General features: G+C 76.2%; 17 protein-coding genes, 1 pseudogene and 1 riboswitch. Of the genes and pseudogenes, 12 read left to right on the top strand and 6 right to left on the bottom strand.

Annotated features, from left to right (window positions below; translation table 11 throughout):
• Window positions 1-24: 24 nt before the first annotated feature.
• On the top strand, window positions 25-2,526 hold the full coding sequence (locus ACFO3M_RS18495) for a transglycosylase domain-containing protein (protein WP_387992216.1): 2,502 nt from the start codon (window positions 25-27) through the stop codon (window positions 2,524-2,526).
• Window positions 2,527-2,552: 26 nt separating this feature from the next.
• Here the strand turns inward: ACFO3M_RS18495 and ACFO3M_RS18490 are convergent.
• Both ACFO3M_RS18490 and ACFO3M_RS18485 read right to left on the bottom strand, forming a co-directional pair.
• Window positions 2,553-3,368: pseudogene (locus ACFO3M_RS18490) on the bottom strand (YhjD/YihY/BrkB family envelope integrity protein); the annotation flags it as partial.
• 54 nt (window positions 3,369-3,422) lie between these two features.
• Window positions 3,423-3,647 carry a hypothetical protein gene (locus ACFO3M_RS18485; RefSeq protein WP_387992213.1) on the bottom strand — a complete coding sequence of 75 codons (225 nt, stop codon included), beginning with the start codon at window positions 3,645-3,647 and terminating at the stop codon, window positions 3,423-3,425.
• A 194-nt stretch (window positions 3,648-3,841) separates the two neighbouring features.
• A riboswitch (cyclic di-AMP (ydaO/yuaA leader) is annotated at window positions 3,842-3,974 on the top strand.
• 11 nt (window positions 3,975-3,985) lie between these two features.
• On the opposite strand from ACFO3M_RS18485, the gene ACFO3M_RS18480 reads away from it, so the two are divergent.
• From ACFO3M_RS18480 to ACFO3M_RS18470, 3 genes are all read left to right on the top strand, one after another.
• On the top strand, window positions 3,986-5,101 hold the full coding sequence (locus ACFO3M_RS18480) for a C40 family peptidase (protein ID WP_387992210.1): 1,116 nt from the start codon (window positions 3,986-3,988) through the stop codon (window positions 5,099-5,101).
• Between the two features lie 212 nt (window positions 5,102-5,313).
• On the top strand, window positions 5,314-5,631 hold the full coding sequence (locus tag ACFO3M_RS18475; RefSeq protein WP_387992207.1) for a DUF3817 domain-containing protein: 318 nt from the start codon (window positions 5,314-5,316) through the stop codon (window positions 5,629-5,631).
• A gap of 15 nt (window positions 5,632-5,646) precedes the next feature.
• Entirely contained in the window at window positions 5,647-6,987 is a 1,341-nt protein-coding gene (locus tag ACFO3M_RS18470) for a serine hydrolase domain-containing protein (protein WP_387992204.1), read from the top strand.
• 54 nt (window positions 6,988-7,041) lie between these two features.
• On the opposite strand, the gene ACFO3M_RS18465 is transcribed toward ACFO3M_RS18470, so the two are convergent.
• Complete coding sequence (locus ACFO3M_RS18465; RefSeq protein ID WP_387992201.1) at window positions 7,042-7,560, bottom strand: hypothetical protein; 519 nt, start codon at window positions 7,558-7,560, stop codon at window positions 7,042-7,044.
• Window positions 7,561-7,614: 54 nt separating this feature from the next.
• On the opposite strand from ACFO3M_RS18465, the gene ACFO3M_RS18460 reads away from it, so the two are divergent.
• Window positions 7,615-7,866 (top strand): DUF3253 domain-containing protein, encoded by a 252-nt coding sequence (locus ACFO3M_RS18460; RefSeq protein WP_387992198.1) that lies wholly within the window; start codon window positions 7,615-7,617, stop codon window positions 7,864-7,866.
• On the opposite strand, the gene ACFO3M_RS18455 is transcribed toward ACFO3M_RS18460, so the two are convergent.
• On the bottom strand, window positions 7,859-8,920 hold the full coding sequence (locus tag ACFO3M_RS18455; protein WP_387992195.1) for a M42 family metallopeptidase: 1,062 nt from the start codon (window positions 8,918-8,920) through the stop codon (window positions 7,859-7,861). The genes ACFO3M_RS18460 and ACFO3M_RS18455 overlap by 8 nt on opposite strands.
• 37 nt (window positions 8,921-8,957) lie before the next feature.
• Window positions 8,958-9,458 carry an Lrp/AsnC family transcriptional regulator gene (locus tag ACFO3M_RS18450; protein ID WP_387992192.1) on the bottom strand — a complete coding sequence of 167 codons (501 nt, stop codon included), beginning with the start codon at window positions 9,456-9,458 and terminating at the stop codon, window positions 8,958-8,960.
• A 216-nt stretch (window positions 9,459-9,674) separates the two neighbouring features.
• Here ACFO3M_RS18450 and pdhA point away from each other — a divergent pair, with 216 nt between their 5' ends.
• Genes pdhA through ACFO3M_RS18435 form a run of 3 tightly spaced genes read left to right on the top strand, consistent with a single transcriptional unit; the run spans window position 9,675 to window position 13,272 of the window.
• Complete coding sequence (gene pdhA / locus ACFO3M_RS18445) at window positions 9,675-10,814, top strand: pyruvate dehydrogenase (acetyl-transferring) E1 component subunit alpha (protein WP_387992190.1); 1,140 nt, start codon at window positions 9,675-9,677, stop codon at window positions 10,812-10,814.
• Window positions 10,814-11,794: an alpha-ketoacid dehydrogenase subunit beta gene (locus tag ACFO3M_RS18440; RefSeq protein ID WP_387992187.1), complete on the top strand. Its 981-nt coding sequence runs from the start codon at window positions 10,814-10,816 to the stop codon at window positions 11,792-11,794. The genes pdhA and ACFO3M_RS18440 overlap by 1 nt, the downstream gene beginning before the upstream one ends.
• Window positions 11,794-13,272, top strand: coding sequence for a dihydrolipoamide acetyltransferase family protein (locus tag ACFO3M_RS18435; RefSeq protein ID WP_387992184.1), 1,479 nt, complete (start codon window positions 11,794-11,796; stop codon window positions 13,270-13,272). Before ACFO3M_RS18440 ends, ACFO3M_RS18435 begins: the two co-directional genes overlap by 1 nt.
• Before the next feature lie 56 nt (window positions 13,273-13,328).
• On the opposite strand, the gene ACFO3M_RS18430 is transcribed toward ACFO3M_RS18435, so the two are convergent.
• Entirely contained in the window at window positions 13,329-13,904 is a 576-nt protein-coding gene (locus ACFO3M_RS18430) for a hypothetical protein (RefSeq protein ID WP_387992181.1), read from the bottom strand.
• Between the two features lie 198 nt (window positions 13,905-14,102).
• On the opposite strand from ACFO3M_RS18430, the gene ACFO3M_RS18425 reads away from it, so the two are divergent.
• The 4 genes from ACFO3M_RS18425 (at window position 14,103) to ACFO3M_RS18410 (ending at window position 17,684) form a co-directional block, all read left to right on the top strand.
• Window positions 14,103-15,290 carry a sensor histidine kinase gene (locus ACFO3M_RS18425; protein WP_387992178.1) on the top strand — a complete coding sequence of 396 codons (1,188 nt, stop codon included), beginning with the start codon at window positions 14,103-14,105 and terminating at the stop codon, window positions 15,288-15,290.
• Window positions 15,287-15,952, top strand: coding sequence for a response regulator (locus ACFO3M_RS18420; protein WP_387992175.1), 666 nt, complete (start codon window positions 15,287-15,289; stop codon window positions 15,950-15,952). The genes ACFO3M_RS18425 and ACFO3M_RS18420 overlap by 4 nt, the downstream gene beginning before the upstream one ends.
• A gap of 19 nt (window positions 15,953-15,971) precedes the next feature.
• Window positions 15,972-17,138: an AGE family epimerase/isomerase gene (locus ACFO3M_RS18415; protein ID WP_387992172.1), complete on the top strand. Its 1,167-nt coding sequence runs from the start codon at window positions 15,972-15,974 to the stop codon at window positions 17,136-17,138.
• 78 nt (window positions 17,139-17,216) lie between these two features.
• Window positions 17,217-17,684, top strand: a complete 468-nt coding sequence (locus tag ACFO3M_RS18410; RefSeq protein WP_387992170.1) for an SRPBCC family protein — start codon at window positions 17,217-17,219, stop codon at window positions 17,682-17,684.
• Window positions 17,685-17,739: the final 55 nt, after the last annotated feature.

The following is a 17,739-nucleotide window of genomic DNA, read 5'->3' as shown; positions in this document are numbered from 1 at the left end:
TGTGCGCGCACGGGAGGGAGGCCCATGGACCGGCAGGACAGCCGGGCCGGCACGTTGCTCCGGTTGGCCGCGACGATCGTGGTCGCCGGGGCACTGGTGGCGGGCCTGCTCCTCCCGTGGATCGGGGGTCCCGCGATCGCCGCCCAGCAGTCCACCGGGCTGCTCGGCGACCTGCCCACCGAGTTCACCGACCCCTCGCCGCCGGGGAACACCGTGCTGCTCGCCGCCGACGGCGAGCCGATCACGTACTTCTACGACGAGAACCGCGACCCCGTGGAGCCCGCCGAGATCGCGGACGTCATGAAGGACGCGATGGTGGCCATCGAGGACTCCCGCTTCTACGGCCACCGCGGTCTGGACGTGCAGGGGACGCTGCGCGCGCTGGTCACCAACATCGCCGCCGGCGAGGTGGCCGAGGGCGGCTCGACGCTCACCCAGCAGCTGGTCAAGCAGACGCTGCTGCAGACCGCCGACACCCCCGAGGAGCGGACCGCCGCCACCGAGCAGACGGTGGGCCGCAAGCTGCGCGAGGCGCGCCTGGCCCTGGCGCTGGAGGACCTCTACAGCAAGGACGAGATCCTCACCCGCTACCTCAACACCGTCTACTTCGGCCAGAACGCCTACGGCGTGCAGCCGGCCGCCCGCGCCTTCTTCGGTGTCGACGCCGCGGCGCTCACCCTGCCGCAGGCGGCCCTGCTGGCCGGCCTCGTGCAGAGCCCGGTGAACGACGACCCGTTCACCGACCCCGAGGCGGCCACCGCGCGGCGCAACGAGGTGCTGTCCCGGATGGCCGAGCAGGGCCTCGTCCCCGCCGACGAGGCGGCGGCGGCCGCGGCCGCGCCGCTCGGGCTGGCACCCGCGCCCGCCCCGCCCCGCGGCTGCGTCCAGGCGAGCGTCGGCCCGTTCGTCTGCGACTTCGTGCAGCGGTACCTGATCCAGGAGCTCGGGCTCAGCCAGGAACAGCTGGACAACGGCGGCTACACCGTGCAGACCACCCTGGACCCCGAGCTGCAGCGCTCCGGCGACGCCGCGGTGCTCGAGACGCTCCCGCGGGAGGACTCGCTGGCCGCGATGTTCACCGCCGTCGAGCCCGGCACCGGCCACCTGCTGGCGATGAGCGTCAACCGGACCTTCGGCTACGACCTCGCCGACCGCACCCAGGAGTCGTTCAACCTCAACGTGGCGCCCAGCCAGGGCTCGGGCTCCACGTACAAGGTGTTCGTCGCCGCCGCGGCCCTGGCCCGGGGCTACTCGTCCTACTACACGCTCACCGCGCCCGACCCCTACGTCTCCCGGGTCTACTCCGGCCCGTGCGAGGGCCGGGACACCGACGGCCGGTACTGCGTCCGCAACGCCGGGTCGGGCTACCGCTCGACGCTGGACCTGACGACGGCGCTGTACCAGTCCTCCAACACCTACTTCCTCGCGCTCGAGGACGCCCTGGGCAGCGTCGAGGAGCCGGTGCGCATGGCCGAGGCGGCGGGGCTGTTCCAGTTCAGCCCGCCGGGGCTGGCCCAGCAGATCATCGACGAGAACCGCGGGTCGTTCACCTTCGGCGCCGAGGCGACCAGCCCGCTGGCCCTGGCCAGCGCCTACTCGACGTTCGCCGCCGGCGGCACGCAGTGCGACGTCGTCCCGGTGACCGCCGTCCTCGACCGGAACGGGGAGCCGGCGGTCGGCGCCGACGGCGAACCGCTCGCGGTCGGCGACCGGTGCACGCCCGAGGCGATCCCACCGGGCGTGGCCAACACGATGAACCAGATGCTGCGCAAGGACGTCGAGCCGGGGAACCCGGGGCAGACCGGGGCGCGCGCCTACGTCCGCGGCCACCAGATCGCCGGCAAGACCGGCACCTCGCAGGACAACTACTCGGTGGCGTTCGTGGGCTACACGCCCGAGATCACCGCGAGCGTCATGGTCCTCAACCCCAAGCGCAACGAGGACGTCGGCGGCTTCGGTGGCGGCAAGGGCGCCACCATCTGGCACGACGCGATGGAGCCGATCCTCACCGCGCGCGGCAGCGGCGAGTTCCCGCCCGCGGACGAGACCGTGCAGAACGGCAACACCCGCCCGGTGCCCGGCTGCTCCGGCGTCCGGGCCTGCGAGCGGGCCCTCACCGACGCCGGGTTCACCGCGCGGACGGTGCGCGTCGACAGCGACGAGCCGGCCGGCACCCTCCTGGGCACCAGCCCGCCGCGCGGCGGCCGCGCCGTGCCGGGCCAGCTGGTGTCGATCCTGGTGAGCAACGGCAGCGACTACGTGGAACCGGCGCCCGAGCCCGCGCCCCCCACGGAGCCGGCGCCCGCGCCCCCGACCGGGCCGCCGCCCGCGCCCGGGACGAGGCCGCCGACGACGTCCCCGCCGACGTCCCCGCCGCCGCCCCCGGCGCCGGAGCCGCCCCAGACGCCGGAGCCGCCGCCACCGGCCACGGAGCCGCCGACCGCACCGGCCACGCCGCCGCCCCCGCCCGCCGCGCCCGCCACGGAGGCCCCGCCGCCCGGCTCCCCCTGGCGGCCGACGGCCTGACGCCGCCCCAGCCGCGCGTCGAGGGACTGGGTGAGCAGCCACCCGGCCAGCAGGACCAGGTGCAGCAGGAACAGCCACAGGCCGATGGCGACCACCGCACCGACGACCACCAGGCCGCCGAAGGGCGCGCCGAGGTCCAGGGGCAGCGACAGGAACAGCACGAAGCCCTGCAGGAAGCCGGACAGGCAGGCCGCGGTGAACAGCGCGCCGCTGACCAGCGCGCCCCACCGGCGCCGGCCGCCGGCCACCACGCCGTAGCCCCAGAGGATGGGCACGGTCAGCACGAACAGCACCGAGTAGTAGCCGACGGCGAACCGCCCGATCAGGGGCCCGGCGCCGTCCTCGCGGGCCAGGTCGGCCATGGCCGTGGCGGCCAGCAGCAGCGGGTACAGCAGCAGGGGCGTCACCACGACCAGGGGCAGCGTGAGCAGCCGGCCCCGCCAGCCGGTGAGGTTCTCCCGCCGCTGGCTGAACCGCATCAGCGCCCGCCGCAGCCCCTCGCCGTACAGCGACAGCGGCAGCAGCGCCAGCGCGAACCCCAGCAGGTCCAGCCGGACGCCGGCGTCGACCAGCCGGGCCACCGCGTCCGGCGCGCCCAGTGACTCCGGCAGCAGCTCGGCCAGCCGCTCGCTGCGCCCGCGGACCTCCCCGGCCGAGGTGGCCAGCGCGGTCAGCCGGACGGAGACCAGCACCAGCGGCACCACCGCGATGCCGGCGTAGAAGGTCAGGCCCGCGCCGATCAGCGCGAGGTCACGGCCGCGCAGCAGGCGCCGGGCACCGGCCAGCAGCGCGCGCGTCTCGACCCGCAACCGGGCCGCCGTCCACCTGCGTGCCGGGCTCACCCGCCCATGCCACCAGTCCCGGCGGCCCGGCGCCCGCCGGGGACCGGACGGCGCTCAGTCGTCGGTGCTCGCGTCGTCGGTGGTGGGGGCGTCGTTGCCCGGGTTCTGGCCGGTCTCCTGGCAACTGGCGTCGTTCTCGTTGCTGGCGTTGCCGCCGGCGGAGTCGCAGTTGGTCGGGCCGCGGGAGAAGTCGGTGTTGTCGCCACAGGCGACCAGGGAGCCGAGCAGGGCGAGCACGACGAGCGGCCGGGCCAGGCGCATCCGCGTGGAAGAGGACATGCAGCAATCGGTACACGTCCCCACGGCCGCGCAAACCGGCGGGGGTCGGGAACCTCCCGGAGTCGCCTGGTCACCGTCCGTGACTGATGTAATTACACCGGGGTGATTGTCACACGCCGGTCACGGACCTTACGCTGAGTGTGTCCAACGGGGCGCTCCGTCACCAGTCCGGGTGACACCCCGTGGACGCCGTCGAGCCGGTCCTCCCGCAGCGGAGACCGGGCCGGGGACCCATCGCAGTCCTGGGGTGTAGCGCGTGTCCGCACGCGCCGGGCGACTCCACGCCCGAACCCGTCAGCTAACCCGGTAGGCGGCCTGGGAGAAGGAGAGACCGCCGCGTGGCGTCCCTGCGCACGTCCGTCCCCGGCACGCCCGCGACCGGCCGCGGCCGCCGCGCCGCCCTCGCGCTCGTCGGCGCCCTCGGCATCGGTCTCGGGCTGGGGGCCGTCCCGGCGCCGGCCCGGGCGGAGGAGCCGACGTCGGCCGCCGAGGCCGCGCAGCTGGTCGCCGCCCGGGGCCACGAGCTCGAGGCCGTCACCGAGCAGTTCAACGAGGCCCGCGAGGCGCTCGTCGCCCAGCAGGCCGCCGCCGACGCCGCCGCCGCGCAGCTGGCCGCCGCCCAGGCCGCCGTGGACACCGCGCGGCAGCAGGTGATCGGGATCGCCCGGTCGGCCTACACCGGCGACAGCATGGGCTCGCTGCAGGCGCTCATGACCAGCGAGGACGCCGACGAGTTCGTCAACCGCGTCACCCTGCTGCAGGGCGTCGCCGGTTACCAGGGCGAGCTGCTCGGCCAGGCCGCGGCCGCCACCGAGACCGCCACCGCCGCGCAGGCCGCCGCCGCCGAGGCCGCCGCCGAGGCGCAGCGCCAGTACGACGCCGTCGCCGCCCAGCAGGCAGACCTCGAGGCGCAGATCGCCGCCTACCAGACCGACTACGCCCGGCTGAGCGCCGAGGAGCGGCGCGCCGCCCTCGAGGCCGCCGCCGCGGCGCACGCCGCCGAGGACTCCCGCGCCAGCCGCGACGAGGAGCGCGAGGACACTGCGTCGTCCTCCGCGTCCTCCTCCGCCGAGGAGCCGGCCGCGGCGGCCGCGCCGGCCAGCGGCGTCGCCGGGACCGTCGTCGCCACCGCCATGGCCCAGCGCGGCAAGCCCTACGTGTGGGCGGCCGCCGGCCCGAGCTCGTTCGACTGCTCCGGCCTCACCCAGTACGCCTTCCGCGCCGCGGGGATCAGCCTCCCGCACTCCAGCAGGATGCAGTCGACGATGGGCACCGCGGTCTCCCGCGCGAACCTGCAGCCCGGTGACCTGGTCTTCTTCTACAGCCCGGTGAGCCACGTCGGCATCTACATCGGCAACGGCCAGATGGTGCACGCGCCGACGTCGGGCGACGTCGTCAAGGTCGCCAGCATCGACGCGATGGGCGGCTACGCCGGCGCCCGCCGCATCGGCTGACGCGGGTCGCGCCTCAGCCGGGGCAGCGCCGCGGCCACCGGGTCCGGCCGCAGGTCGGCCAGCCGGCGCAGCAGGACCGGACGGGACCCCCGCTGCGCCGGACCCCGCACGACCCGACCCTGCCACGCACCTCACACCCCGCGACCGGGACGCCGGCGCCCGCTGCCGCGTTGACCCTCCGGAACCGCCCCCGACCCGAGGACCGCGCACCGATGAACCCCCGCACCGTCGCCCTGGCCTTCCGCGTCGTCGCCGTCGCCGAGGCCCTCTCCTGGATCGGCCTGCTGGCCGGCATGTACGTCAAGTACGTGCCGGAGACCTCGGAGGCCGGCGTCCAGGTGTTCGGGCCGGTCCACGGCGCGGTGTTCATCGCCTACGTGGTCGTGGCGCTGGTCGCCGCGCGGGTGCTCGGCTGGTCCCGGTGGACGACGCTGCTCGCGCTGGCCGCCTCCATCCCGCCGCTGGTCACCGTGGTGTTCGAGCGCTGGGCCGGGCGCACCGGGCGGCTGGCGGCGCCCGTCCGCGCCTGACCTACCGTTCCGGTCATGCCGGAGCCCGTGCTGCCCTCGACCGCCCGCACCCTGCTGGCCCGCACCGCCCGGGTGCAGCGCGAGGGGCGGGCGCCCGGCCTGGTCGCCGGGGTGGTCCGGGACGGCGGGCTGGCCTGGTCGGCCGGCCGCGGCGACGTCGCCGAGCCGCACACCGACGTCCAGTACCGGCTCGGGTCCATCAGCAAGACCGTCACCGCCGTCGCGGTCATGCGGCTGCGCGACGAGGGCCGGCTGGCGCTGGACGACCCGCTGGACCGGCACGTGCCCGGCACGCCGTTCGGCGACCGGTCGGTCGGCCAGCTGCTCTCGCACCTGGCCGGCGCCGCCGCGGAGAGCCCGGGCGGCTGGTGGGAGCGGGTGCCCGGCGGCCCGCTGGCCGACCTGCGGCTGTCCGGGGAGCACGTCGTCCTGGGCGAGGCCCGGCGCTTCCACTACTCGAACCTCGGCTTCGGCCTGCTCGGCGAGCTCGTGGCCCGGCTGCGCGGGCGGTCGTGGGAGGACGTCGTCACCGCCGAGGTGCTCGGGCCGCTGGGCATGACCCGGACGACGCCGCGCCCCTCCGGCCGCGCCGCGCAGGGCTACGCCGTCCACCCGTGGGCCGACGTCGTCCTGCCCGAGCCCGAGCACGACGCCGGCGTGATGGCCGCCGCCGGGCAGCTGTGGGCGACGCTGGCCGACCTCGCCCGCTTCGCCGCCTTCCTGCTCGGCGACACCGGCGACGTGCTGTCCCCGGCGACGCTCGAGGAGATGGCCGTGCCGGCCGGCGTCGACGGCTCCTCACCGGCCTGGTCGGCCTACGGGCTGGGCCTGCAGGTGCTGCGGGTCGACGGCCGCACGCTCACCGGCCACGGCGGCTCGATGCCCGGCTTCCTGGCCGGCGTCTTCGTCGACCGCGAGGAGGGGACCGGCGGCGTCTCGCTGGCCAACACCACCAGCGGCCTGGACGTGCTCGTCCCCGGCCTGCTGGCCGACCTCCGTGCGGCCGAGCCGCGGGTGGCCGAGCCGTGGCGCCCGGCCGAGCCGCCGGTGCCGCTGGAGCAGCTCGGCGTCTGGTACTGGGGCCCCGCGCCGCACGCCCTGCGCGCGGTGGACGGCGGCCTGCTGCACCTCGGCCCGCTGCCCGGCCGGTCGGGGCGGGCCAGCCGCTTCCGCCGCGACGCCGACGGCACCTGGGTGGGCCTGGACGGCTACTACGCCGGCGAGCCGCTGCGGATCGCCGGCGACCACCTGGACCTGGGCACGTTCGTCTTCACCCGCTCGCCCTACGACCCCGCCGCCCCCGTCCCCGGCGACGTCGACCCCCGCGGCTGGTCGGCGACGGCCGGCGAGGCGTAGGAAGCGATCCGCACGTGTCGACGGCCCGTACGCGCGGAGAGCTCCCCATGCCGTTCATGGCCGGTCGAAGGCGTCCATCGTGGTCTTGACGACGGCGCCGTAGGCCAGGTGCGGCACGAGGTCGCTCACCCAGTCGGTGGCCGACCAGGTGCGCGGGTCGGTGATGCCCAGCGCCGTCATCGGGCCGTTGGCCGCCACCAGGACGCCGAGCGTGGTGAGCAGCGTCCCGACCAGCGGCTGCGACCGGAAGCCCGAGGCGCGGGCCAGCCCGACGACGACGCCCACGCCGACGCCCGCGACCAGGCCGGTCATCGGCCCGAGCCCCTGGACCCGGTTCTGCCGGTGCTCCTCGTCGCCGGGGATCGGCACGTGCGCCTTCTCGGCGAGCTTCTCCACGGTCTGCTCGGGCGTCGAGCTGGTCCCGCGGCCACGGACGGTCATGTCGAGGTAGGTGACGGCGTTGAGCGCAGTGGAGCCCGCCGCGCCGGCCGCCGCACCGCGCAGCGCCCAGCCGAGCGTGCTGATGCCCCGCCTGCCCTTGCCGAACGTCCCCACCGGGGTGCGTCTCGCCATGCCGCCCGCGGTACCCGCCGCGCTCACCAGGGCAAACGGGCGCATCCTGGGGGAGTGGACGACGCCGGCGCGGCCCTCGAGCGGGCCATCGACGCGCTGCTCGACGCCCGCGCACCGGGCGCCACGATCTGCCCCTCCGAGGCGGCCCGCGCGGTCGACCCGGAGGGCTGGCGCGACCTGATGCCGCAGGCCCGCGCCGCCGCGGGCCGGCTCGCACGGCGGGGCGCGGTCGAGGTGACCCAGCGCGGCGCGGTGGTCGACGTCGCCACCGCCCGCGGCCCGGTGCGCGTCCGCCGGGTCAGCTGACCGGCAGCGGGCGGGCGAGGAAGGCGGCGAGCAGCCGGGCGGTCCGGTCGACGGTGCCGGTGTGCAGCACCTCGTACCCGTGCGTGCTCAGCGTGGGCAGGCTGAGCAGCGCCGCCCGCGCCGTCTGGCCCGAGGCCTTCGCCTGCGAGGCGTCGGAGTCGAAGGACTGCCACACCGCCGTCTGCGGGTCCACGCCGAGCTCGCGGCCGGTGTCGACCAGCGCGTCGGCGACGGCCCGGTCGTAGACGACGGCGTCGTCGGCGTAGGCGACCACGGGGCCGCCGTCGACGGTGACCTGGTACTCGGCCTCCGCCGGGCCGACGTCGAGGGCGACGGTGAGGTCGCCGGGCAGGGTGCGGGCGGCGTAGGAGGCGCCGATGCCGCCCATCTCCTCGCTGGTGGTCGCGACCAGGTGCACGTCGCCGTGCGGGCGCCCGCGCAGCAGCCGGGCGGCGCCGACGAGGGCGGTCAGCGCGGCGCGGTCGTCGAGGAAGTAGCCGCCGACGAAGTCGCCGAAGCGGGTGAGCCCGCGCCGGTCGGCGTGCACGCACACCCGGGTGCCGGGGTGCACGCCGGCCGCGGCCAGCTCGTCGGCCAGGCGCCCGGTGAAGACGTACACGTGCGACCAGTCCATGGCCTTGTCGCCCTGGTCCGGCTTGGTCTCCCAGATCCGCGGGCTGTCGGTGGTCGTGTGCTCCGAGCCGAGGGTGAGCACGCCGGTGAGCGTCTCCCGCCGGCCGAGGACGGCGACCGGGCCCAGGCCGAAGTTGCCCGGGTACATGACGCCCAGCGAGCTCACCCGCAGCGAGCCGTCGGGCTCGACCCGCTTGACCATCATCGACAGCTCGTCCAGGTGTGCCATGACGCGGACGGCCGGGGCCGACCGGTCCCGCCCGTGCAGGAGCGCGACCAGGTTGCCCGCGGCGTCCACCGACACCTCGTCGGCCAGCGGCTCGAGCTCCCGGCGGACGAGGTCGCGCACCGACTGCTCCTCCCCGCAGGGGCCGTAGGTGCGCAGCAGCTCGTCGAGCAGGTCGGGCAGCGGGGTGGCCACGGGGCTCCTCGGGTCGGTGACGGCGGTCCGACCCGTCCTACCCGCCCGGCGCCGGGTCCGCCCCCGCAGCCCGCTCCAGCAGCGGGGCGACCCGGTGGTCGACGTAGCGGCGCAGCGCGAGCGCGGTGTCGGTGCGCTCCACGCCGGGGACCGCGAGCACCTGCTCGGTGAGCCGCCACAGGTCGTCGGCGTCGACCGCGACCACGCGCACGAGCAGGTCGGCGGCCCCGGACAGCGCCGTCACCTCGAGCACCTCCGGCAGCGCCGCGAGCGCGGCCGCGACCTCCTCGAGGCTGCGCTGCACGACCTGCACGGTCACGTAGGCGCCGAGCCGGTAGCCGAGCGCCTCGGGCCGCACCCGGGCGTCGAACGGCGCCAGGAAGCCGCCGGACTCCAGCCGGGCCAGCCGCGCCTGCACGGTGTTGCGCGCCAGCCCCAGCCGCTGGGACAGGGCCATGACCGTGGCGCGGGGGTCGTCGGTCAGCGCCTGCACCAGGCGGGCGTCGGTGGCGTCCAGACGGTCCGGACCGGGCGGCATCTGCTCAGTCTGACACGTTCGGACGTCCTACCAGTCGTCATCCTGCGCAGTCCGCCGTCCCGACCTTGCGCAATCCGGGAGGGGGGTGATCTCCTCCGGACGGGGTCGGTCGTGCCACGATGTGTGAGTGCCGCCACACCCCGGCGCACACAGGACGTCCAGCACCGCGACCGGCCGGCGACCCCGGCAGCCGCGGCCGACGGCGAGGAGGAGCGCGTGAGCGTGCCGAGCGTGACCACGGAGGCGGTGGACCCGGTACCCGGGGCAGCGGCGCCGCACCTGCCCCAGCAACCGGACCTGGTGCAGCTGCTGACCCCCGAGGGCGAGCGGGTCGAGCACCCCGACTACCCCCTCGAGATCGGCGACGAGGAGCTGCGCGGGCTCTACCGCGACCTCGTGCTGGTCCGCCGCTGGGACGTCGAGGCCACCGCCCTGCAGCGCCAGGGCGAGCTCGGCATCTGGGCCTCGCTGCTGGGGCAGGAGGCCGCGCAGATCGGCGCCGGCCGCGCGATGGCCGCCGACGACATGGCCTTCCCCACCTACCGCGAGCACGGCGTCGCCTGGGTGCGCGGCGTCGACCCGCTGCACGTCATCAGCCTGTTCCGCGGCGTCGACAACGGCGGCTGGGACCCGGTGGCCACCGGCTTCAACCTCTACACCGTCGTCATCGGCGCGCAGACCCTGCACGCCACCGGCTACGCGATGGGCCTGCAGCGCGACGGCGCGGAGACCGCCACGCTCGCCTTCCTCGGCGACGGCGCCACCAGCCAGGGCGAGGTCAACGAGGCGATGATCTGGGCGGCCAGCTTCTCGGCCCCGGTCGTCTTCTTCTGCCAGAACAACCAGTACGCCATCAGCGTGCCGCTGGAGCGGCAGTCCCGCGTCCCGCTGTACCAGCGCGCGGCCGGCTTCGGCTTCCCCGGCGTCCGCGTCGACGGCAACGACGTCCTCGCCGTCCTCGCCGTCACCCGGGCCGCCCTGCAGGCCGCCCGCGAGGGCCAGGGCCCGACGTTCGTCGAGGCGTTCACCTACCGGATGGGCGCCCACACCACCTCCGACGACCCCACCCGCTACCGGCTGGCCAGCGAGCTGGAGGAGTGGAAGCTGCGCGACCCGATCGCGCGGGTGAAGGCGCACCTGTCCCGCAGCGGCACCGCCGACCAGGAGTTCTTCGACGCCGTCGAGGCCGAGGCCGACGAGCTGGCCGCGCGCATCCGGAAGGGCACGCTGGAGATGCCCGACCCGCCGGGCACGGCGATGTTCGACCGGGTGTACGCGGAGCAGACGCCGCACCTGGCCGCGCAGCAGCAGGCCTTCGAGGCCTACCAGGCGAGCTTCGAGGGGGCGGGTTCCTGATGGGCACCGAGACGCTCACCATCGGCAAGGCCCTCAACCTCGGCCTGCGCCGCGCCATGGAGGACGACGCCAAGGTCGTGCTCATGGGCGAGGACATCGGCCGCCTCGGCGGCGTCTTCCGCATCACCGACGGCCTGCAGAAGGACTTCGGCGAGGACCGCGTCGTCGACACCCCGCTGGCCGAGGCCGGCATCCTCGGCACCGCCGTCGGCCTGGCCATGCGCGGCTACCGGCCGGTCTGCGAGATCCAGTTCGACGGGTTCGTCTTCCCCGCCTACAACCAGATCGTCACCCAGGTCGCCAAGATCCACGCCCGCTCCCGCGGGAAGCTGGCCGTGCCGATCGTCATCCGCATCCCGTTCGGCGGCGGCATCGGCGCCGTCGAGCACCACAGCGAGAGCCCCGAGGCGTACTTCGCGCACACCCCCGGGCTCAAGGTGGTCGCGGTCAGCAACCCGGTCGACGCCTACTGGGGCATCCAGCAGGCGATCGCCCACCCCGACCCGGTCGTCTTCCTCGAGCCCAAGCGGCGGTACTGGGAGAAGGCCGAGGTCGACACCGACGCCACGCCCGACCCGCTGTTCGCCTCCCGGGTGGTCCGCGGCGGCGACGACGTCACGGTGCTGGCCTACGGCCCGATGGTGAAGACGGCGCTGCAGGCCGCCGACGCCGCCGCCGAGGAGGGCCGCTCGCTGGAGGTCGTCGACCTGCGCACCCTCTCGCCGCTGGACCTGGACCCGGTGTTCGAGTCGGTGCGCCGCACCGGCCGCTGCGTCGTCGTCCACGAGGCGCCGGTGACCCTCGGCCTCGGCGCGGAGATCGCCGCGCGGATCACCGAGGAGTGCTTCTTTTCGCTGGAGGCGCCGGTGCTGCGGGTCGGCGGCTACGACACCCCCTACCCGCCGTCGAAGCTGGAGGAGGAGTACCTCCCCGACCTCGACCGCGTGCTCGACGCCGTCGACCGGGTGGTGGCGTCCTGATGGGGCAGCTGCGCCAGTTCAGGCTCCCCGACGTCGGGGAGGGGCTGACCGACGGCGAGATCCTGCAGTGGCTGGTGGCCGTGGGCGACACCGTCACGGTCAACCAGCCGCTGTGCGAGGTGGAGACCGCCAAGGCCGCCGTCGAGCTGCCCTCGCCGTACGCCGGCACGGTGACCGAGCTGCTGCACGAGGCGGGCACGACCGTCGACGTCGGCACGCCGATCATCACGATCGACGTCGGCGGCGAGGACGCCCCCGCCCCCGCGGCTCCCGCGGACGGCGGGGAGGCCGGGGCCGGGCTGATCGGCGGGGCCGCCCCGGGCGGGCGGACGGCGGTGCTCGTCGGCTACGGGCCGCGCAACACCGAGGCCCGCCGGCGCTCGCGCCGGTCGGCGCCCGCCGAGCCCGCCGCCGCGCCCGCGCCGGCCGGCACCGACCACTCCCGGGCGGCCGATGACCTCGAGCGGCCGCCGCTGCTGGCCACCGCCCCCGACGCCACGGTCAAGCCCGTGCGGCACGGCGGCCTCGAGGTGGGCCGGCAGGCCGAGGCGCACGCCCGCGCCGAGGCGGCCGCCCCGTCCCGGCCGGCCGCGCCCGGCCGGGGATCGGTGCGCCCGCTGGCCAAGCCGCCGGTGCGCAAGCTCGCCCGCGACCTCGGCGTCGACCTCGCGGCGCTCACCGGCAGCGGCGCCGGCGGCGTCATCACCCGGGAGGACGTCACCGCCGCCGCGAGCGCGCCGTCGGCCCCCGCCGCGGCGCCCGCGCCCGTGGCCCCCGCCGCCGGCGACCAGCGGATCCCGGTCAAGGGCGTGCGCAAGGCGACGGCGGCGGCGATGGTGGCCAGCGCGTTCACCGCGCCGCACGTCACGGAGTTCCTGACCGTCGACGTCACCCGGACGATGAAGCTGCGCGCGCGGGTCGCCGCCCGCCCGGAGTTCGCCGGGGTCAAGGTCGGCCCGCTGCTGTTCGTGGCGAAGGCGCTGCTGCTCGCGGCGCAGCGCCACCCGGTGGTGAACAGCTCGTGGGACGAGGCGGCGCAGGAGATCGTCGTCCACGGGCAGGTCAACCTCGGCATCGCCGCGGCCACCCCGCGCGGGCTGGTCGTGCCCAACGTCAAGGACGCCGGGCGGCTGTCGCTGGCCGAGCTCGCCCGGGCGCTCACCGAGCTCACCGAGACGGCGCGGGCGGGGCGGACCGCGCCGGCGGACATGACCGGCGGGACGATCACGATCACCAACGTCGGGGTGTTCGGCGTCGACACCGGGACGCCGATCCTCAACCCCGGTGAGTCGGCGATCCTGGCCTTCGGCGCGGTCCGCGAGATGCCCTGGGTGCACAAGGGCAGGGTCGCCGTCCGGCAGGTGACGCAGCTGGCGCTGTCGTTCGACCACCGGATCATCGACGGCGAGCTCGGCAGCCGGTTCCTCGCCGACGTCGGCGCGCTCCTGGCCGACCCCGGGCTGGCGCTCGCGTTCTGACCCCGGGCACGGGCCGAGGGCCTGCCGACACCGGTCGGCAGGCCCTCGACCCGGGCTCAGGCGCGGCGGTCGAGCTGCCCGCGCAGCAGCAGCCAGCCGACGACGGCGAGGTAGGCGCCCACCGGCACACCCCCGCCCGTCTGGGACAGGAACAGGAAGACCGGCGTCACCAGCGGCAGCAGCGCGACCAGCGGGCGGGACACCCGCCCCGAGCGCCACAGGCCGACGGCCAGGGCGACCGAGCCGAGGAACCACAGCGCGTTGGCCACCAGCGCCACGGCGGGGAAGAAGGCCAGGTCCTCGCCGTTGACGACGCTGGACAGCATGCCGCCGCTGAGCAGCACCGTCCCGGTGGAGGCCGCGATGGCCGGCCAGCGGGTGCCGGCCAGCGCGGCGAGGTGCAGGTGGAGGACCGGCAGTGCCCAGAGCATCACGGCCGTGCCGACGAGGATGGCGGCGGTGCGCGGCTCGATCGCCGGGTCGGTGTCCTGCGGGTGGAGCAGCTGGGTGACGCCGACGGCGACCGAGATGCCGGCGGCGACGAGGGCGGCGGCGCCGGCCCGGGTGCCGGCCCGGGCGCCGGTCCGGGGCCGGGTCGCGGCGGGGGCGGGGGTGGGCAGCGTGGTGGTCACGAGGGCTCCTCGGCTCGGTGGGGACGCCTGGTCAGGCGGTCGCCGAGGACGCTAGGAACGGCCGGGGCACGCCGGCGTCGGCCTGCGGTCCACATCCGGCGGCGGCGGGTCGCGACCGCGGTGTCGACCTCGGTCGAACCCCCGTGTCGCCTTCCGGGGGACGCGCGGCCGGCTCCGGGACCCGTAGGTTCCCGTGCCGTGACGACGACCGCCGGGACCGCCCGGCACCCCGCGGTCGCGGCGGCGGCGGTGCCCCGCTGGACCAGCGGGCTGGACCTGGCGGTCGCCGCGGGCCTGGCCGTGTGGGGGCTGGTCGAGGTGGTCCTCTCACCCGGCCTGGCACCGGTCCCGGGCGCGCTGTTCGTCCTGGTGTCGACCCTCCCGCTGGCGGTGCGCCGCCGGTTCCCCGGCTCGGTGACCGCCGTGGTCGCGGCCGCGCTCGTCGTGCACGCGGCGACCGCGGAGGCGGCGGCGACCTTCACGCCCTTCCCGAGCCTGCTGCTGGCCGCCTTCACCGTCGCCGTGCACGTCCGCTCCCTGCCCGCGGCCGTGGGCCTGGGCGCGCTGCCGGTGGCCGCCATGGCGGCGGCGGGGCAGCTCGGCTACTTCGGCGTCGAGGCGTCCCGTCCCCGCGCGCTGGTCCTGCTGTTCTTCTTCGTCGCCGGCGCCTGGACCGGCGGGCGCGTCGTCCACCACCGGGCGCTGGCCGCCCTGCGCGCCGAGGCCGGCTCGGCCGCCGCGGCCGACCGGGCCGTGGCGCAGGAGCGGGCCCGCATCGCCCGGGAGCTGCACGACGTCGTCGCGCACGCCGTGTCGGTCGTGGTGCTGCAGACCGGCGCCGCGGAACTGTTCGTCGGCCGCGACCCGGACCGCGCCCGCGACCACATCGGCACGGCGCGCCGCACCGCCACCGAGGCCATGGCGGAGATGCGCCACCTGCTCGACGTCCTGCGCGAGGGCGAGGCCGTCTACCTGCCGCAGCCGGGCATCGAGCGGCTGCCGGACCTGGTCGACGAGGCGCGCGGCGCCGGCCTGGACGTGGCGCTCACCGTGGACGTCGCGGGGACCGTGCCCGACGGGCCCTCCCTGGCCGTCTACCGGATCGTGCAGGAGTCCCTCACCAACGTCCTGCGGCACGCGCCGGGCGCCCGGACCACCGTCACCGTCGGCCGCACCGGGGACGAGCTCACCGTGGCGGTCCGCGACCACGGTCGCCGCGCGGCGTCCGGGGACGCGCCGCCGGCGCCGTCCGGCCTGAGCTCCGGCGGCTACGGCATCCCGGGCATGCGCGAGCGGGTCCGCGTGTACGGCGGGTCGCTGGCCGTGGGTCCGGAGCCGGACGGCGGCTGGCTGGTCCGCGCGGTCCTCCCGGTGGGGTCGTCGTGACGGCGCCGCGCCGGCTGCGGGTCGTCGTGGCCGACGACCACGCGCTGGTCCGGTCGGGCATCACCGGCCTGCTCGAGGCGGGCGACGTCGAGGTGGCCGGGGAGGCCGCCGACGGCGTGGAGGCGGTCGAGGTGGCGCTGCGGGTGCGGCCCGATGTCGTGGTGATGGACGTGCGCATGCCGCGCCTGGACGGCATCGAGGCCACCCGCCGGCTGCGCCGGGACCCGGCCGGCCCGCAGGTGCTCGTGCTCACCACCTTCGACCTCGACGAGTACGTCTTCCGGGCGCTGGAGGCGGGCGCCGCCGGGTTCCTGCTCAAGGACGCGCCGCCCGGCCGGCTGGTCGACGCCGTGCGCACCGTCGCCGACGGCGACGCGCTGCTCGCCCCCGCCGTCACCCGCCGGCTCGTCGAGCGACACCTGCGCGCGCCGGCGCCGGCGACCGGGCCGGACCCCGCCGCCGACCTCAGCCCGCGGGAGCGGGAGGTGTGGCTGCTCGTCGCGCGGGGGCTGTCCAACGCCGAGATCGCCGGCACGCTCGTCGTCACCGAGGCCACGGTCAAGGCGCACGTCACCCGCCTGCTGGCCAAGCTCGGCGTGCGCGACCGGGTGCAGGCGGTCGTGCGCGCCTACGAGACCGGACTCGTCCGCCCCGGCGGCTGAACGGCGCTACCGTGCGCCGGTGACCGACCTCGACCGGCTGCTCACCGCCGCCGCCCGCGCCCGGGTGCCCGAGGGCGGGTTCGGCTACCTCGGCGCCGACGGCGCCCTCGTGCCCGACCGCCCGCAGCAGACCTGGATCGTCGCGCGGATGACCCACGTCTTCGCGCTGGCGCACCTGCTGGACCGGCCGGGCGCGGAGGAACTGGCCCGTCACGGCCTCACGGCGCTGCGCGAGGGGCCCCTGCACGACGGCACGGACGGCGGCTGGCGGGCGGCGGAGGACGACGACACGAAGAGCGCGTACGTGCACGCCTTCGCCGTGCTCGCGGGCGCGACCTCCACCGCCGCGGGCGTCGACGGGGGCCCGGCGCTGCTCGACGAGGCGCTGGCGGTGTGGGACCGGCACTTCTGGGACGACGACGCGGGCCTCGCCGTCGAGGAGTGGACCGCGGACTGGTCCCGGCTGTCGGACTACCGCGGCGCCAACGCCAACATGCACGGCGTCGAGGCGACCCTCGCCGCGGCCGACGCCCTCGGCGGTGCGGAGGCCCCCCGGCTGCGGCAGCACGCGCTGCGCAGCACGGAGCGGATCGTGCACGGCTGGGCCCGCGAGCGGGACTGGCGGCTGCCCGAGCACTACGACGCCGCCTGGACGCCGCTGCCCGAGCACAACCGGGACCGCCCGGCCGACCCGTTCCGGCCCTACGGGGTCACCGTCGGGCACCAGTTCGAGTGGTCGCGGCTGTGCCTGCACCTGCGCGCGGCGCTGGGCGACGGCGCGCCGGCCTGGCTGCTCGACGACGCGGTCGGGCTGTTCGAGGCGGCCGCCGGCCGGGGCTGGGCCGCGGACGGGCAGCCGGGCTTCCCGTACACGCTGGACTGGGACGACCGGCCGGTGGTGACCGCGCGGATGCACTGGGTGCTGTGCGAGGCGGTGGCGGCGGCCACCGTGCTCGGCGCGGTCACCGGCGAGGACCGCTACGCCGACCTGGCCGCGGCCTGGCGGGCGCACGGCGAGGAGCGCTTCGCCGACCCCGCCACCGGCAACTGGCACCACGAGCTCACGCCGTCGGGCGAGGTGGCCACCGGCACCTGGGCCGGGCAGCCGGACGCCTACCACCTGGCGCAGATGCTGCTGCTCGAGGGCGCCCCGGTGCGGGGGAGCGTGGCCGCGGCACTGCGCTGACCTCGGTGTGTCCACTCCAGCGGGCATGGGTAGGCCAGCCGTGACCGCAACGAGTCCCGAGCAAGGAGGAGCGTTCCCGTGGCCAGCGTGCAGGAATCCGTCGACGTCGACGTCCCCATCCGTGTCGCCTACGACCAGTGGACGCAGTTCGAGTCCTTCCCGCAGTTCATGGGCGGGGTCGAGCGCATCACCCAGGTGAACGACACGCTCACCCACTGGGTCACCAACATCGACGGCGTCAAGCGCGAGTTCGACGCCGAGATCACCGAGCAGCACCCCGAGGAGCGGGTGGCCTGGGCCAGCACCGGCGGCGAGGCCAAGCACGCCGGCGTCGTGACCTTCCACCGCCTCGACGACAACAAGACCCGGGTCATGATCCAGATCGACTGGGAGCCGCAGGGCGTCATCGAGAAGGCCGGCGCCGCGCTCGGCTTCGACGACCGCCAGGTCAAGGCCGACGCCCAGCGGTTCAAGGAGTTCATCGAGAGCCGCGGCACCGAGACCGGTGCCTGGCGCGGCGACGTCCCGCGCCCGGACCAGCAGTAGCGCACACGACGGCGCCCGTCCCCTCCGGCCGGAGGGGACGGGCGCCGTCGTGTGC

The organism is Geodermatophilus arenarius, from assembly GCF_042654585.1.
Classification (GTDB): Bacteria; Actinomycetota; Actinomycetes; order Mycobacteriales; family Geodermatophilaceae; genus Geodermatophilus; species Geodermatophilus arenarius.
This window is presented reverse-complemented; position numbering and strand designations above follow the sequence as displayed.

Excerpts from the sequence above, each read along its gene's own strand:
- ACFO3M_RS18495 (WP_387992216.1), top strand. The coding sequence starts at position 25 with ATGGACCGGCAGGACAGCCGGGCCGGCACGTTGCTCCGGTTGGCCGCG.
- ACFO3M_RS18435 (WP_387992184.1), top strand. The coding sequence starts at position 11,794 with ATGGGGCAGCTGCGCCAGTTCAGGCTCCCCGACGTCGGGGAGGGGCTG.
- ACFO3M_RS18465 (WP_387992201.1), bottom strand. The coding sequence starts at position 7,560 with ATGGCGAGACGCACCCCGGTGGGGACGTTCGGCAAGGGCAGGCGGGGC.
- ACFO3M_RS18485 (WP_387992213.1), bottom strand. The coding sequence starts at position 3,647 with ATGTCCTCTTCCACGCGGATGCGCCTGGCCCGGCCGCTCGTCGTGCTC.
- ACFO3M_RS18440 (WP_387992187.1), top strand. The coding sequence starts at position 10,814 with ATGGGCACCGAGACGCTCACCATCGGCAAGGCCCTCAACCTCGGCCTG.
- ACFO3M_RS18475 (WP_387992207.1), top strand. The coding sequence starts at position 5,314 with ATGAACCCCCGCACCGTCGCCCTGGCCTTCCGCGTCGTCGCCGTCGCC.
- ACFO3M_RS18470 (WP_387992204.1), top strand. The coding sequence starts at position 5,647 with ATGCCGGAGCCCGTGCTGCCCTCGACCGCCCGCACCCTGCTGGCCCGC.
- ACFO3M_RS18450 (WP_387992192.1), bottom strand. The coding sequence starts at position 9,458 with ATGCCGCCCGGTCCGGACCGTCTGGACGCCACCGACGCCCGCCTGGTG.